15 protein-coding genes are annotated in these 14,502 nt (G+C 67.1%); 8 read left to right on the top strand and 7 right to left on the bottom strand.

The genetic code is table 11. The features are described 5' to 3' along the window. Positions 1-3 precede the first annotated feature (3 nt). Positions 4-1,305 carry a THUMP domain-containing class I SAM-dependent RNA methyltransferase gene (locus tag OZ403_RS07205; RefSeq protein WP_328285507.1) on the top strand — a complete coding sequence of 434 codons (1,302 nt, stop codon included), beginning with the start codon at positions 4-6 and terminating at the stop codon, positions 1,303-1,305. Here the strand turns inward: OZ403_RS07205 and plsY are convergent. Both plsY and OZ403_RS07195 read right to left on the bottom strand, forming a co-directional pair. After that, positions 1,222-1,800 (bottom strand): glycerol-3-phosphate 1-O-acyltransferase PlsY, encoded by a 579-nt coding sequence (gene plsY, locus OZ403_RS07200; RefSeq protein ID WP_140788514.1) that lies wholly within the window; start codon positions 1,798-1,800, stop codon positions 1,222-1,224. The two genes, OZ403_RS07205 and plsY, sit on opposite strands and share 84 nt — an antisense overlap. A 10-nt stretch (positions 1,801-1,810) precedes the next feature. Next, the gene (locus OZ403_RS07195; protein ID WP_163884329.1) at positions 1,811-2,242 is read right to left on the bottom strand and encodes a DUF2752 domain-containing protein; all 432 of its coding nucleotides are present in this window, start codon (positions 2,240-2,242) and stop codon (positions 1,811-1,813) included. Positions 2,243-2,330: 88 nt separating this feature from the next. Between OZ403_RS07195 and OZ403_RS07190 the strand changes: the two genes are divergently transcribed. Continuing rightward, positions 2,331-2,912 carry a DUF4920 domain-containing protein gene (locus OZ403_RS07190; protein WP_174258676.1) on the top strand — a complete coding sequence of 194 codons (582 nt, stop codon included), beginning with the start codon at positions 2,331-2,333 and terminating at the stop codon, positions 2,910-2,912. Between the two features lie 6 nt (positions 2,913-2,918). Next, positions 2,919-3,500, top strand: coding sequence for a hypothetical protein (locus OZ403_RS07185; protein ID WP_140788510.1), 582 nt, complete (start codon positions 2,919-2,921; stop codon positions 3,498-3,500). Positions 3,501-3,620: 120 nt separating this feature from the next. On the opposite strand, the gene OZ403_RS07180 is transcribed toward OZ403_RS07185, so the two are convergent. The 4 genes from OZ403_RS07180 to OZ403_RS07165 all read right to left on the bottom strand — a co-directional run bounded on the left by OZ403_RS07180 (position 3,621) and on the right by OZ403_RS07165 (position 10,459). Then, the gene (locus tag OZ403_RS07180) at positions 3,621-4,538 is read right to left on the bottom strand and encodes a hypothetical protein (RefSeq protein ID WP_237078106.1); all 918 of its coding nucleotides are present in this window, start codon (positions 4,536-4,538) and stop codon (positions 3,621-3,623) included. A gap of 96 nt (positions 4,539-4,634) precedes the next feature. Continuing rightward, on the bottom strand, positions 4,635-6,179 hold the full coding sequence (locus tag OZ403_RS07175; RefSeq protein ID WP_268783770.1) for a radical SAM protein: 1,545 nt from the start codon (positions 6,177-6,179) through the stop codon (positions 4,635-4,637). 131 nt (positions 6,180-6,310) lie between these two features. Next, on the bottom strand, positions 6,311-7,021 hold the full coding sequence (locus OZ403_RS07170; protein WP_268783769.1) for a hypothetical protein: 711 nt from the start codon (positions 7,019-7,021) through the stop codon (positions 6,311-6,313). A 36-nt stretch (positions 7,022-7,057) separates the two neighbouring features. Continuing rightward, positions 7,058-10,459, bottom strand: a complete 3,402-nt coding sequence (locus tag OZ403_RS07165) for a TonB-dependent receptor (protein WP_268783768.1) — start codon at positions 10,457-10,459, stop codon at positions 7,058-7,060. A gap of 21 nt (positions 10,460-10,480) precedes the next feature. Between OZ403_RS07165 and OZ403_RS07160 the strand changes: the two genes are divergently transcribed. The 5 genes from OZ403_RS07160 to OZ403_RS07140 all read left to right on the top strand — a co-directional run bounded on the left by OZ403_RS07160 (position 10,481) and on the right by OZ403_RS07140 (position 13,732). Further along, positions 10,481-11,233: an energy transducer TonB gene (locus OZ403_RS07160; protein WP_140788500.1), complete on the top strand. Its 753-nt coding sequence runs from the start codon at positions 10,481-10,483 to the stop codon at positions 11,231-11,233. Between the two features lie 71 nt (positions 11,234-11,304). After that, positions 11,305-11,988, top strand: a complete 684-nt coding sequence (locus tag OZ403_RS07155) for a MotA/TolQ/ExbB proton channel family protein (protein WP_140788498.1) — start codon at positions 11,305-11,307, stop codon at positions 11,986-11,988. A 125-nt stretch (positions 11,989-12,113) separates the two neighbouring features. Beyond that, complete coding sequence (locus OZ403_RS07150) at positions 12,114-12,530, top strand: ExbD/TolR family protein (RefSeq protein WP_140788496.1); 417 nt, start codon at positions 12,114-12,116, stop codon at positions 12,528-12,530. Beyond that, positions 12,530-13,030 carry an ExbD/TolR family protein gene (locus tag OZ403_RS07145; RefSeq protein ID WP_140788495.1) on the top strand — a complete coding sequence of 167 codons (501 nt, stop codon included), beginning with the start codon at positions 12,530-12,532 and terminating at the stop codon, positions 13,028-13,030. Before OZ403_RS07150 ends, OZ403_RS07145 begins: the two co-directional genes overlap by 1 nt. A gap of 78 nt (positions 13,031-13,108) precedes the next feature. Then, positions 13,109-13,732, top strand: a complete 624-nt coding sequence (locus OZ403_RS07140) for a DUF2378 family protein (protein WP_140788493.1) — start codon at positions 13,109-13,111, stop codon at positions 13,730-13,732. On the opposite strand, the gene OZ403_RS07135 is transcribed toward OZ403_RS07140, so the two are convergent. Continuing rightward, positions 13,633-14,307, bottom strand: a complete 675-nt coding sequence (locus OZ403_RS07135) for a hypothetical protein (RefSeq protein ID WP_140788492.1) — start codon at positions 14,305-14,307, stop codon at positions 13,633-13,635. The two genes, OZ403_RS07140 and OZ403_RS07135, sit on opposite strands and share 100 nt — an antisense overlap. Positions 14,308-14,502 lie beyond the last annotated feature (195 nt).

The following is a 14,502-nucleotide window of genomic DNA, read 5'->3' as shown; positions in this document are numbered from 1 at the left end:
GCGATGCCGGTTCCCAAGCGGCCCGGTGTCGTCTATGGGCGGAATCCCATGGCTGAACGCATTGCCCTTTTCGCCACCGCCGCTCGCGGCACCGAGGACCTCCTGGCCGACGAGCTGAAGGAGCTCGGCGCCCGCCGCATCCGCCAGGACCGCGGCGGTGTCCGCTTCATGGCCACGCTCGACGAGGCGCTCATGGTGGCGCTCTGGTCCCGCATCGCCATGCGCGTGCTCTACCCGCTGGGCGCCTTCGAGGCTCGGGGCGCGGAAGGCCTGTACGAAGCCGCCGCCAGCGTCCCCTGGGAGGAGCACCTCACCCCCGAACACACCTTCGCGGTGGATGCCACGCTGAAGGACAGCGAGCACAGCCACTCCGGGTTCGTGGCCCTCAAGGTGAAGGACGCCATCGTCGACCGGATGCGCGATACGAAGGGCGCCCGGCCGGACGTGAATACGAGGGACCCGGACATCCGCGTGGTGGCGCACCTCGCCCGTGAAACGCTGTCCCTCTCCCTGGATTTGTGCGGCGAGCCGCTGCACCGCCGGGGCTACCGCGTGCGCCCCACGCCCGCCCCCCTGAAGGAGACGCTCGCCGCGGCGGTGCTGCGCGCGGCGAATTACACCGGGACCGAGGGCCTGGTGGACCCGATGTGCGGCTCCGGCACGTTGCTCATCGAGGCAGGCCTCATCGCCCGCCGACGCGCGCCCGGGCTCAACCGGGACTTCGCGGTGGAGCGCTGGCCGGAGCTGGGCGCCCGGGCCCGCGAGCTGCTCGCGGACATGCGCGCGGATGCCCGCCGCAACGAGCGGAAGGTGGAAGTACCGCTGCTCGGCTTCGACAAGGACCCGGAGGCGCTGGAGGCCGCCAGCCGCAACGTGCGCGCCGCGCGACTGACGGAGGAAATCCAGTTGGCCGAAGGTGATGCGACCCGGCTGCCGCCGTTGCCGGAAACAGGCGGATTGCTCGTCACCAACCCGCCCTACGGCGACCGGCTCGGCACGGGCGGCCAGAAGGGCATGAAGAGCTTCTACTTCAAGCTGGGGGAGTCGCTCCGCGTGCCGGGCTGGCGCGTGTGGGTCATCTGCGGCAACCCCGGCTTCGAGAGCGCCTTCCACGCGCGCCCCTCCGCGAAGCGGGACCTCTGGAACGGCCCCATCGCCTGCTCGCTGCTGGGCTACCGGCCGCCAGACGGTGGCAGCGCTCGGGGTGACACCGGGGACGGCTCAGAAGCGCCGCTCGGTGCGCCGCGCCAGCCGGAGGATGTTGCCCCTGTGCGTCCACAGCATGAGGGCGAAGAGGAAGGCTGAGAGTCCCGCGTACTCCACGGCCCGCGCGGTGAGTGCCGACGTGCCCACCGCCGTGGCCCCCGCCGCCAGCGAGCCCAGCGAGCTCACGCGCGACACGGCGAAGACGGCGACGTACGCCAGCGCGCCCGCCAGCGCGGCCTGGGGCACCAGCACCAGCAGCACGCCCAGCGCGGTGGCCACGCCCTTGCCACCCTGGAGCTTGAGCCACACCGGGTAGATGTGGCCCAGCACCGCGGCCAGCCCCACCGCCACGTGCACGGTGGGCGCATCCGGCAGCAGGCGCACCGCCAGGACCACGGGCAACGCGCCCTTGATGGCATCCAGCAGCAACACCACCGCGCCCAGCTTCTTGCCCGCCACGCGCGTGACGTTGGTGGCGCCGATGTTCCCGCTCCCGCCCTTGCGCACGTCCACCCCGCGCAGCCACCGCGTCAGCAACACACCGAAGGGAATGGAGCCGGCGAGGTAGCCCAGCAGGACGAGCGCGGAAGTCACGACGCAGAGGCTACAGCAGCAGGTGGGGGAAGCGCGTCTTCACCACCACGTAGGCGTAGTTGACCAGGATGATGATGGGCGTCAGGACGCCCAGGACGCTCCACTCGCGGGGGGAGAGCTCCACCTGGGGGATGGGCATCGCGAACACCAGGTGCAGCACCATGACCACCGCCGCCAGGGCGAACACGATGGCCGCCACCGTTCCCAGGGGGTTGGCCTCCCAGGCGCCAGCGAAGTTGAGGTGCGATACCCGGTCGGCCACGCGCGTCAGACCGCAGCCAAGGCAGGGCCACCCTGTCTGCTCTCTGAGCACACAGCCCCAGAAGGGGATGATGCGGGCCACCGGGATGTAGCGCGCCACGAGCAGCCCCACCACGCCGGCGAGGCCCATGGCGTCCACGGTGCTGAAACGGCGGTTGCGGGGAGGGATGACGACCTTCAAGCGCACCTCGTCAGCATGTGCGGATGGATGGACTTTAGTACGGGGGTCGCCTTGCCGGAGCAAAGACTTTTGGCTAAGCGGACGGGGTATGAACACGCTCCGCACGTCCCTGATGCTGCTGGTCGCCGTTCCCCTGGTTGCCCTCGCGGGCGACAAGTCGTCCGCCAAGGCGGGCAAGGCCGCCGAGGCCGACTGCCACCACCCGCCCGCCCCGCAGGCGCAGACCGCGCCCAAGGCCGAAGGCGCGCCCGCTGCGGCGGCCCCCGCGAACGATGGCTGGAAGCTCACCCGCGGCGATCCCCTCAAGGGCGCCAAGGCGGTGAAGCTCGCGGACGTGCTGGCCAAGCCGCAGGCTCACGACGGCAAGACGGTGCTGCTCGAGGGCCAGGTGCGCAAGGCGTGTGAGCGCAAGGGCTGCTGGATGGAGTTGGCGGCGAACGGCCAGGACAAGGGCCCGGGCGTGCGCGTGACGTTCAAGGATTACGGCTTCTTCGTCCCCCTGGACTCCGCGGGCGCGCAGGCGCGTGTGGAAGGCGTCCTGAAGGTGGCCGAGCTGACCGACAGCCGCGCCCAGCACTACGAGTCGGAGGGCGCCATCGTCCCCCGCGGCGCCGACGGCAAGCCGCGTGAGGTGCAGTTGGTGGCCACGGGCGTCGAACTGCGCCGCTGAGACGACATGGCACGAAGCTTCAGCATGCGCGGCGTGCAGAGCGCGGCGGACCGCGCCGTGCAGCACGCCCGCGCATGGATGTTGGAGACGGAGCCGGGCTCGCGCGTGCATGACGTGCAGTTGGACCCGCGCTTCCAGCACCGGGGTGTGGACCTGCTCTGGGAGCTCCCCTCGGGAGAGGTGCGCGGCATCGAGGTGAAAGGCGACCGCAACGCCACCCGCCGCCGCTACTTCTTCGAGCTGGTGTCCAACCTGGAGAAGGACACCCCGGGCTGCTTCCTCTACAGCGGCGCGGACCTGCTGGTGTACGTCTTCCTCTCGCAGGGAGAGCTGCACGTCGTGCCCATGAAGGCGGCGCGCGAGTGGTTCCTCCCCCGGGCGAAGGAGTACCCGCTCAAGCACGCCTTCACGCAGACGGGCGCCATCCGCTACACCACCGTGGGCGCCGTGGTTTCCGTACGAGACGTGGCCGAAGGTGTCCCCGGCGTGCTTCGCGTTCCGCTGAAGCGCAGGGGCGGCGCGAAGGACGTGCCGGAAGAGGTGCCGCCCGCCTCCGAATCTCCTCAAGGACAGGAGACGAACAGCTAGGACGGAGGGGCGGAAGCGCGGCTCCCTGGCGCCCTCTTCCTTGGCGGAGCCGGCGAACGGCCCCACTCTTCCCACGGGCTGTGACAGGAGGCCACGCAGGCCCCCTGTCACGCGCGTGCCTCAGCGACCGTGACGGTGACGGCGGTGGCCGGGGTGAATCTTGTCGTGGGCCGCCTCCAGGCGCTCGGAGATGCCCATCAGCTCCAGCAGCGACTCGCGGTCGTTCTGCGCCTTGTAGACGTGCTCCAGGCGGGGAACGAGGTCCAGCGCGAGGTGCAAATCCCCACCCTGCTCCGCCGCCGCGAGCAGCGTGCGGGCCGCCGCCGCCGCCTGACCGTGCGCCTTGATGTGGATGAGGCCGTCCACCGCCAGCAGGCGCGCGATGGGCGAGCGCTCGGTGTCCTCGGTGAGCTTCACCATGTCCTCGGTGGCGGGTCCAAGCTCGCCCTTCGCCGCGCGGACGATGGCGCGCGAGATTCCACGGCGGTCCGGCAGGAGGAACTCCTCCAGGTCCGCAAAGGACTCCGCGTGGCCCACGTGGCCCGAGGACGCCAGCGCCTCCGCGAGGCTGTCGAAGATTTCGGCCTGCTTCTCCGTGAAGGGCGCCAGCGCCTCGCGCATGAAGCGCTCCTGCGGCGCCCCCTTCTCGTCGAGCGGCATCTTCGCGCGCACCGCGTTCATCTTCTCGAAGGCGGCGTCCACCGCCGCGTCCTGCCGCCCACCCAACAGGAACGACAGTTGCTGCATCAGGTTCGCAAGCGTGTCGGCCATCTCCATGGGCGCCACGCGGTCCGGCAGCCAGCGGCTCCACAGCTCCACCGCCGCCGCCACCGCGAAGTCCTTGAAGGGGCCGGTGCCCTTCCACTGCGGCCGCCACTGCTGGGCAATGCCAATCGGGAAGGCCGACTCCGCCAGCTTGCGGAAGTCGTCCTCGCCCACGGCAATGCCGTAGTGGCCGAGCGTCCCGAGCAGGGCTTCCGTCGAGTACTCCTTCAGGCCCTTCTGCTGCCACGACTTGTCCACTCGCTGCGTGCTCACCTGGTTCTCCGCTGCCCTGGACGCCGGCCATCGGCGCGCCAAGCGGCCTTCTAGCGGAAGCCGGGGCGGACGTGCACCACCACGTGCACTCCCGCGTCAGGCGGCGGACGCCGGGGGCGCTGTCCTCGGCACGGTGGGCCACAGGACGGGGTTGCGCCGGCCGTCCGCCACCCGCCGGGCCAGGTACGGCTCGCAGTCCCGGGCGTCGAAGGCCCGCTTCCACGCCGCGAAGTTCCCTCCCGCCTTCCAGGCATCCATTGCCGCCAGCCCAGCCTCCGGACCGCACTGGGCCAACATGTACTCCACCCAGGCCCAGCGCGCGGACGTCGGGCGCACCTCGGCGCGCCCCCGAAGCCCCTTGCGCAGGCGCTCCAGCCGCCCCTCCACCTCGCGAATGCCCGCGAAAGGAGCGCCATCCAAGGGCGTGTTGCGCTTGGCCACGAAGGGCGCCACGCCCAGTGCCACCGGGAGGATGCGGGACAGCTCGCTGGTGAAGCGAATGAGCTCGTCGATGTCCGCGTCCTCTTCGGTCGGCAGACCCACGACGTTGTACACCTTGAGCTGCTTCATCCCCGCCGTACGAGCGAAGGTCGCGGCCCGGACAATCTGTTCCTCCGAGTGCTTCCGGTCGACCATGTCCCGCAGGCGCTGTGATGGACCGTCCGCCGCCACCGTGAGGTTCGTGGCCCCTCCCCGCCGGAGATGATCCACCAGTTCCTGGGTCAGCCGGTCCGCGCGCAGGGAGGACACCCCCACCTCACGGCCGGAGTCCACAATCGTCCGGAGCAATTCGACGATGCGCGGATGGTCCGTCACCGCCGCGCCCACCAGCCCGACCCGGCGGGCATGCTCCGGAATCAGGGACAGGATCCGCTCCGGCGGCACCGTGCGCATGCCCCCATTCGTGGTGCGCCGCATGACGCAGTAATGGCAGCCCCGGGAGCAGCCCCGCTCCGGCTCGATGAGGAACATCGAGCGCAGCTCGGTGTGCGGTGTCACGATTTGTGACCGGGCAGGCAGCCGTGAATCCGTTGCCTTGGCCACGTGGTATCGCGCCCCGCCCCGCCCGGGCACGCGGAAGCCCGGGATGCGCGCCAGGTGCGCCAGGAGGGCCTCGCGCTCCATGGTCGCCGCGGCCTCCACCAGCAAGTGGATCAAATCCTCCGCCTCGCCCTGGACGAGCACGTCAACGAAGGGCTCCAGCGGATCCGGGTTGGAGAACGTCAGCGGCCCGCCGCCCACCACGAGCGGATAGCGGCCATCCTGGCGCTCCTCCGCCAGGAGCGGGATGCCGGTCAGCTCCAACATGGAGAAGAGCCCCGTCAGCTCCAGCTCATAGGCCACGGAGAAGGCCAGCATGTCGAAGTCAGCGACAGGGGCCTGGGACTCCCAGGTGAAGAGCGGCGTCCGGGTGCGCTTGAAGGCGTCCACGTCATCCGGAAGGAAGACGCGCTCGGCCGTCGCTCCGGAGTGCTCGTGGATTTCACGGTAGATGGCCTGGTAGCCAAGCGAGCTCATGCCCACGTGGTAGGGGCTGGGGTAGCAGAGGGCCACCCGGTAGGGCGCCGCCTTGTACAGCGTGCCCTGTTCGTCCGCCAGCAAGCTGCGAACGCGCTCGATGAGTGAGTAACGGCCCTCCATGTGCCTCCAGTACAGGTCCAGCCTTTTAAACACCGCGGCCCCGGTCAGCCACTCCCATGTGGGGAGAGACCGCCGGGGCCGAGGTGCGCCACCCAGGTGGGGTGGCGCGGTTCAGCAGACGACTTGTTCGACTACTTGAACGACGGGACCTGGTTCGTCGGGACGCAGCAGTTCGTCTCGCCCGCGAAGATGGCGCAGTTCGCGGTGGTGATGCACGTCGCCGCGAAGTCCGGGTTCAGGCCGGAGCCCGGACCGCAGTTGTCCGCAGGGGCATCCGACTCGGGGTCGCAACCGACGGCCGGCCAGATGGCGTTCATCACGTACTTCGAGGTGCAGCCGTTGTTCGTGTAGGTCAGCTCGCCCGTCATCTGGGTGCCCGGAGCCGAAGGCGCCGAGTACACGCGAACATTAGCGTACTGGTACACGATCTGGTTCGCCGGGGAGGCCACGTTGACGCGAGCCGCCGGGAAGCTCGGCGCGTTGCAGAAGTCCTCGGCGTCGCGGTCGGTCGCCAGGTCGCCCAGCGCGGTCTGCTCGTTCTGGCCGGTGGTGGTGTCCGCGGTGCCACGGCTCGCAAGGCCCTGAGGACGGAGGGCGAGCTTCGCGGTACCGTCATCGAGATTGATGTACCGGTACACACCCACCATCTCCGCGGGCGGAGCGACGGTGTCGCACGCATTGCCAGCGGCATCCCGAGGGGCCTCCACCTGCTCGTACTTCACGGCCCAGTGGGGAGATTCCTGCACGAAGCAGCCGGGGTCAGGCTGCTCGACGCTGCAACCCGACAGCAGGCCTCCCGTGCCCAGGAGAACCAACGCAGTTTTCACGATGTTCTTGGTCATGTGACTGTTGTTCCGATTCCGTGATTGGGCCTGGGATTAGAACGTGTACCGGATGCCGAAGCGGACCTGACGGGGCGCCTGGTACGAGGTCGGGTTCTTGAAGTTCTTGTTCACGTCGCCGTCGACACTGCCGAAGGGCTCATCACGCGGCGCCTGGTCCTGGAACTCCACGCGACCCGGCAGGTTGCCCGGCTCGAGGTCGGCAGGCGTTCCACCCGGGATGGGCTTGATGTCGCGCAGGGTGTACGTCTGGTCGACCGTGTTCACGCCCTGGAAGTTGAAGAGGTTGAACACGTCCAGGGTGAACGACACCACGCTGTCCTTGCTGACGCGGTAGTTCACGCCAATGTTGGAGTCGATGGTGTTGATCCACGGCGTACGGCCACCAGCGCCACGGGGGAGGACGAAGGACTCGTCCTGGAGATAGGCCCAGTGGTGACCCCAGTAGTTGATCGGCGTACCAGAGCTACCGCGGTAGGAGACACCCACGCTCGCCGACAGGGCGTTCGAGATGTTGAACTCCTTCGCACCGAAGACCTTGATCTGGTGCGTGCGGTCGAACGGCAGCAGGCCCGTGCGGTTCTCCAGGAGCTCGATGAGGTCGAAGTCCGAGAGGATGTTCGGATCCAGCTGGCCCGTCTCAGGACGGAACAGACCGGGGTAGTTACCGTACAGGCGCGACCAGGTGTAGTTGGCCTGGGCAAGCCAGCCGTCGGCGAACGTGCGGTTCAGGTAGACGGTGACGTTGTCGTAGTTACGAACCGGCTCCGGGAACTCACCAGCGAAGCCGCTGCCGGGGTTGCCGAGGAAGTACGTGTTGCCGTCGTCGCGGCTCATGTCCTCGATGACCGAGTTCATGTTCTTGTGCGTGTAGCTCGCACCCAGGCGGGTGTTTGCCAGCACTTCGTACTCGGCGCCGACCACGATTTCGTCGGACGACTGGGGCTTGATGTCCGGGTCGACCGGTGTCCCGCCAGCCGTGCCGCCCGTGTAGAAGCGGTTCACGTTCCGGCTGCTCTCCGGAATGGCAAGCAGGTTCGAGTCGGAGTTGCACGTAGCCTGCTGGCTCTCGAAGCTGGACGGATCGCACGAGGTGGCCGTGCCCTGGCCCGGCTCCGCAAGGGAGCGACGCGCGCCGATGCGATTCTCACCCGGGAACGCGCGGTCCATCAGGTTGAGCGGAACCTGCTCGTAATAACGAGCGAAGTTCACGAACACCTTCGCGCGGCCGTTGGCGAACGGGTCGACAATCGCGCCGATACGGGGCGACCACTGGTTGCCGAGCAGCAGCGCGAGATCGCCGTTGCCGCCGTAGAGCGCCTGCACGTCGTACCGGACACCCAGGTTCAGGGTCACCCGGTTCGCGATGGACCAGGAATCCTGGAGGAAGCCACCGACCGTGGTGCTGGTGGTCTTGGCAACCTGGGTGAACTGCGTCACCGCAGAGTCAGGACCCGTCTGATACCCGTAACGACGCGCATCGTGCACGGCGGGGCCCTGGCCAGCAGCCCAGTTTCCCCCCTCCTGGTAGTACACGCCGCCACCGTACGCCTTCACCTGATCGAACGACAGCAACTCGACGTCCACGCCCGCCTTGAACACGTGGGTACCCAGCGCGTTCAGCAGGTAGGTGGCCTTCGCGTTGGCCTGGTAGCGATCAAGCGTCTGGTCGCTCATGAAGGCAGGGCCACCCACCCCGTAGCCCGTCACCGGGCAGCGGAGCAGCTGCTCTTCCGGCGTGCTGCCGCAGGCGCCTTCCTGCCCTTCGGGCAGGGCCTCGAACAGGGTCAGCGGGCGCGGGTTGATGTAAATCATCCGCGAGTAGCCAGCCAGGCCCGTGCGATCGCCCAGGTTGCTGCCGTCACCCGGCAGGGTGGACGCGGTCTGGTGGAACCAGCCGAGGTTCGCATCAACGAGGACCTTCTTGTCCGCGAAGGCACCGGCGTACTTCAGGGCCATCGACGTCGTGTTGGCCTTCGTCTCCGTGAGACCGAAGTCACCCGGACGGGAAGCCAGCACGCCCGGCAGGCCTCCCGACTGGGGATTGACGCTCAGCTTCCCAAGGCCACCCGTCGAGGTCGGCGTGCCGTTCAGGGCGAACGACACGTTGTGATCCTGATTGATGAGGTACGTCAACTTACCCATGTACTGAATGGTACGGGAGTCGGCGTAGTAGTTCCTGGCCGAGCCGGGGATCGGATCCACGACCGAGAAGTCGGACTCGTCCCGGACGGGGTTGCCCGCGTCATCGACGCGCAGCGCGTTGAGCGTGCGGGTGTGCTGGTAGCGGGTGAACGACGGCGCGAAGCCGGCGAAGAACCACAGCTTGTCCTTGAGGATCGGACCACCGAGGGTGGCGCCGAAGTCGCCCAGGTTCTGCAGCTGGTTCTGGCCGGTGATGACCGTGCCCTCTTCACGAACCTGCTTGCGGGTACCCTCGAGGGTGCCCGGCGTCCAGTTCGCGAACACGGAGCCGTGGAACTCGTTGGAGCCCGACCGGGTGACCGCGTTGATGACGCCGCCGGTGGACCGGCCGAACTCCGGCATGTAACCGCCGGTGATGATGTTCACGTCCTGCACGAACTCGATGCTCAACGGGCTGGCGTTCACGCCGAAGGCCGGGTCGTTCGTGGACAGACCGTCCACCACGTAGCCGTTCTCAGGCGAGGTCGAGCCGTTGATGGACACGCCGTAGTTGTCGTTCTGGGCGCCAGGCGCGAGCTCGGCCAGGGACTCGAAGGAGCGGGTCGCGCCGCCCTTACCACCCGGACGCGCAACGGCGATGCGCTTGATGAACTCCTGATCGACGTTCACGCCCATCGTCGTGGAACCCACGTCGATGGTCGGGGGCGCGCCGACGATCTCCACCACCTCACCGAGCGCCTCGGGGAGCAGCTCCACGTTGACGCGGATGGTGCGGTTGAGGCGCAGCTGGATGGCCGAACGAGCGTACGGCTTGAACTGCTCCTTCTCGAACCGCAGGGTATAGTCGCCGGGGGGCAACTGGGGGATGCGGTAGTTACCCTGCGCGTCGGTGACGACCGTCTGCTCACCCTGAAGGTTGGGCGAGGTGGCGGTCACAACGACGTCAGCGGCAGGCTGCCGACTCTGAGCGTCGATCACCGTACCGATGATCGTGCTCGACTGTGCGAAAGCCGCGGATCCGTACAGCAGACCTGCGGCGACAACAACTCCGGTTTCCCGGAGCACTCGGTTCAAGTGCATACCAGACCCCTCCAAGGTGGGCTGCAAGTGAAAATGACCCGGGAAAATATCCGAGGTCGAGCAGTTGTCAATAGACCGTTGCTTTTTGGTAACCAGTGGGGCAATTGCCCGATCACGCCACAACCGTCGACCATGCTTGCTTGAACCCGGAACGCGTTTCTGTATGGTAGCGCGCCCTTTCATCCGGGCGGAGCGTCGCCGATGGGTGTCCATTGGTGAAGAGGAGTCTAGTGCATGTTCGATTCAGTCCTTGACCGTGGTCAGGGGCCCAAGTCGCGATTCGGCGTCGGGGCTACTGTCTCGGTTATCCTCCATGTGGCGCTGTTCGGCCTCGCCGTCTGGCTGTCGACGCGGCCGCCCGTCGAAGAGGAGAAGGAGATTGAGGTCACGCTGAAGGCGACCATGGCACCGCCTCCGCCGCCCCCTCCGCCTCCGCCTCCTCCTGCCTCTTCGAGCAAGCCGAAGACGGAGCCGAAGAAGCCCAAGAAGCCGGACGCCATCGTCCAGCCGAAGGAGATTCCGAAGGAGGTCCCGAAGGAAGTGGAGCCCTCCGACGAGCCTCCCGCTGAAGAAGAGGCGAGCGAAGAAGTCGTCGAGGGCGGCGTGGAGGGTGGCGTGGTCGGCGGCGTCGTCGGTGGCGTGGTCGGTGGTGTGATTGGCGGCGTGGTCGGCGGCCAGTTGGGCGGGACGGGAACCGACGTGCTTCCGTTCGGCGCGGGCATGACGCGCCCAGAGAAGCTTTCCGGTCCTCAGCCCGAGTACTCTCGTGAGGCGCTCGAGGCTCGCGTCCAGGGAACGATGATCGTGAAGTGCATCGTCACCGTGGAAGGTCGAGTGGAGAACTGCCGGATCATCAAGCCCCTGCCCCACATGGACCGGGCCGTCCTGGACGCGCTGGCATCGTCGCGCTACAAGCCGGTCACGTTCCAGGGCCGTCCTGTGCAGGTGGACTACACCTTCACCCTGAACTTCAAGCTGCCGCGCTGAGTCAGGGCGCGTCGTTTAGAGGCGTATTGCCGACTACCCCGCGCTCGTGAGGAGGAGCGCTCAACCCAACCATGCAATTCACTCTCGCAGAAATCTGGGCGCACACGGGCCTCTTCGCCCGAATGATCATCTTCACCCTGGGCATCATGTCCATCGCCTCGCTGGTCGTGATGGCGGAGCGCATGATCGTCTTCCGCAAGACGCGGTCCGACAGCCGCAACTTCGCCGCGAAGATGGGTGCCATCCTGGCCAAAGGCGACCTGAACACGGCCGCCAACACCAACCTGGGCAAGGACGTGGGCCACCTGGGCCGGGTGATCAACTCCGGACTGACGGCGTACCGGATCAGCCCGAACAACAAGGACGTGGCGGTGGAGTCGGTGGCGCGCGCGCTGGAGCGTCAGGCGCAGCGTGAGGTCCAGAGCATGAAGCGCGGTCTGGGCCTGCTGGCCACGGTCGGCTCCACGGCGCCGTTCGTCGGTCTGCTCGGCACCACGATGGGTATCGTCAACGCCTTCCAGCTGATGGCGCAGGCGGGCTCCGGCGGTCTCGGCACCATCTCCGCCGGTATCGCCGAGGCGCTCATCACCACGGCCTTCGGTCTGCTCGTGGCCATCCCCGCGGTGATGGCGTACAACTTCCTGCAGGGCTGGGTGGACGCGCGCTCGGTGGACATCTCCGAGTCGTCCAACGAGTTCCTGGACGTGGTTGCCCGCCACCTGGGTGGTGGCGCGCACTCCTCGAACGCCGCCTGAGACGTCCCGGGCGAGCCGGGGACGACCCGATGCCCTTCACGGTGACTCTGTCTCCAGCTCTTCTTCGGGGAGCTGGAGGCCCACCGTGAAGGCGGGCACCTCCTTACCAGGAAACAGGTAAAGACATGGGAATGTCAGCAGGCCCCAAGGGGGGCGTCAAGAGCGACATCAACGTCACGCCGCTGGTCGACGTGGTGCTCGTGCTCCTCATCATCTTCATGGTCGTCACCCCGATGCTCCAGCGTGGCAAGTCCGTGGAGCTCCCGAAGGCCACCGAGATCGAGAAGGAAGGAAAAGGGAAGGAAGCCGACCCGCTCATCCTCTCCATCACCCCGGACAAGAAGGTGTTCGTGGAGAATGACCAGGTGGATGAGAAGGGGCTCCAGGAGAAGCTCACCGAGGAGATGTTGAAGGATCCAGGCAAGAAGATCCTGCTCAAGGGCGACAACGCGCTCAGCGTCGGTGACGTGCGCAAGGTGCTGGACGTGGCCCGCAAGTCCAAGGCCAAGCAGATCTCCCTGGGCGTCGAGGAGAAGAAGTAATGGCCGGCCGCAAGCAACGACAGTGGGTCAAGCCCCAGGCGCAGCCGAACTCGGAGATCAACGTCACGCCGCTGGTCGACGTGGTGCTGGTGCTCCTCATCATCTTCATGGTCGTCACGCCGCTCCTCGAGAAGGACATCGTGGTGCGCGTGCCGGACACCGAGGTCGAACAGGAGCCGACGCCTCCCGACCCGAACGACCAGCAGTTGGTGGTCCAGCTTGACAAGGACGGTGGCTACTCCATCAACACGGAGAAGATTGCCCCCGCCGACTACGTGACGCGGCTCAAGCGCATGCTGGCGGCCAAGAAGGCGGACGACAAGGTCGTCTTCTTCATGGCGGATGACGCCACCAACTACGGGCGGCTCATCACCGCGCTGGACGGCGCGAAGGCCGCTGGAGCGAAGGTGCTGGGCATGGCCACGGAGCTGCCGCAGAACGCCATCATCCAGGGCACCTCGGTCGATACGCCGACCCCGCCCCCCGCACCCACGCCCTGAGACTCCTCTTCCGGAGCCTACGCTCCGGGTGGGTACGTGGTTCACATCGAGAAGCTCGTCGGCTAGAGTTCACTCCTCATGGCCGACGAGCTTCTCATTTTCGAGCAGACCATCGAAGCCCTGTTCCTGCGGGCACTGCACGGGCGCCTGACGCCTGAGTGCAAGGCACGCCTGCGTCAGGCAGGGCTCGATGTGGACCAGAAGCTCCGGCCAGCCTACACCTTCGACGCGTGGATGACGTTCCTTCGCATCACGTCGGAGGAGCTCTTTCCCCAACTCTCGCTCGAGCAGGGAACCTGGAAGCTGGGTGAGGCCTATATCGAAGGCTTCCGCGAGACGATGCTGGGACGCGCCGTCCTCTCATTGCTTCGCGTGCTGGGGCCCCGCAGGACGCTGATGCGGGCCACGCAGAACTTCCGGGCTGGCAACAACTACACGGAATCCAAGCTGCGTGAGCTGGGGCCCACTCAGTTCGAGCTCTGGATGAACGAGGTAGGCCCCTACCCTGCCTTCACCGCGGGCATCATCCACGCGGGGCTGCGGGTGGCCGGTGCGCAGGACATCGTCATCGAGATGTCCGGCTACGACGGCCACGCCTGCGTCTACCGAATCAACTGGAACGAGGCCTCGGTCTCTTCCGGCGTGGCGGGCAGCGGAGACTCCAAGGCCGCCAGGAGGTCGGGGTCCATCAGCTCCCTGTAGATGAACTCCGCCAGCAGGCCCGTCACCATCCAGATGGGCAGGATGTAGAGCGAGGTCATCTGCCAGAGAATGGCGCCGGCATCCGCGTAGTACCAGATGCGGTATCCCGTGAGCCGCTCCAGCAGGACCCCGGAGAAGCCTTCAAAGAGCAGGATGACCACGCCGTACACAGCGGCTCGCAGACCCGTGTGCTGGTACAGCATCCAGCGGTAGAGCGGCTCGATGAAACAGAAGCACGCCACGCCGTAGATGACGAACATCCACAGCGAGCACTGTCCATACGCCGTGGAGATGGGCGTATCCCAGATGGCGTTGAGTCCCAACCGGTCGTCCACGCGCCATTGGAAGCGGAAGAGCGCCTCCAGCAGCGGCACGTGCTGGGCAATCCGCACCAGGTTGTAGAAGAAGATTTCGGCGCTGAGCCCCACCATGCCGTAGAGGCAGAAGCGGAACACCCCGAACGCCACCTTCATCCGTTGGCCCCGCTTGATGTCCGCCCTGCGGATACGAACCTGCCGGCGCTGACGAACGACCCCCGATTCCACTGCGGCCTTTGCCCCCATCGCGTCCCCCAAGGTGGGTGAAACGCTACCGGACTCATCAGGGCATGGCTAGTCCCGGCTTCACAAATACCAGGACACTGAAACTCAAACCTCCCGAGGCTGGGATGGGCATCCGCCGCCGCGGATTGGCGAGCGCGGGTCTACGCCTGGAGTGGCTCTCGGTACGTGCGTTGCTGAAGGACTCCGCGCGGAACGGCGAGAGGACGG

The organism is Myxococcus sp. NMCA1 (genome assembly GCF_026810205.1).
GTDB classification, from domain to species: domain Bacteria; phylum Myxococcota; class Myxococcia; order Myxococcales; family Myxococcaceae; genus Myxococcus; species Myxococcus xanthus_A.
The sequence above is the reverse complement of the archived record's forward strand: the minus strand, read 5'-3'. Positions and strand labels throughout refer to the sequence as shown.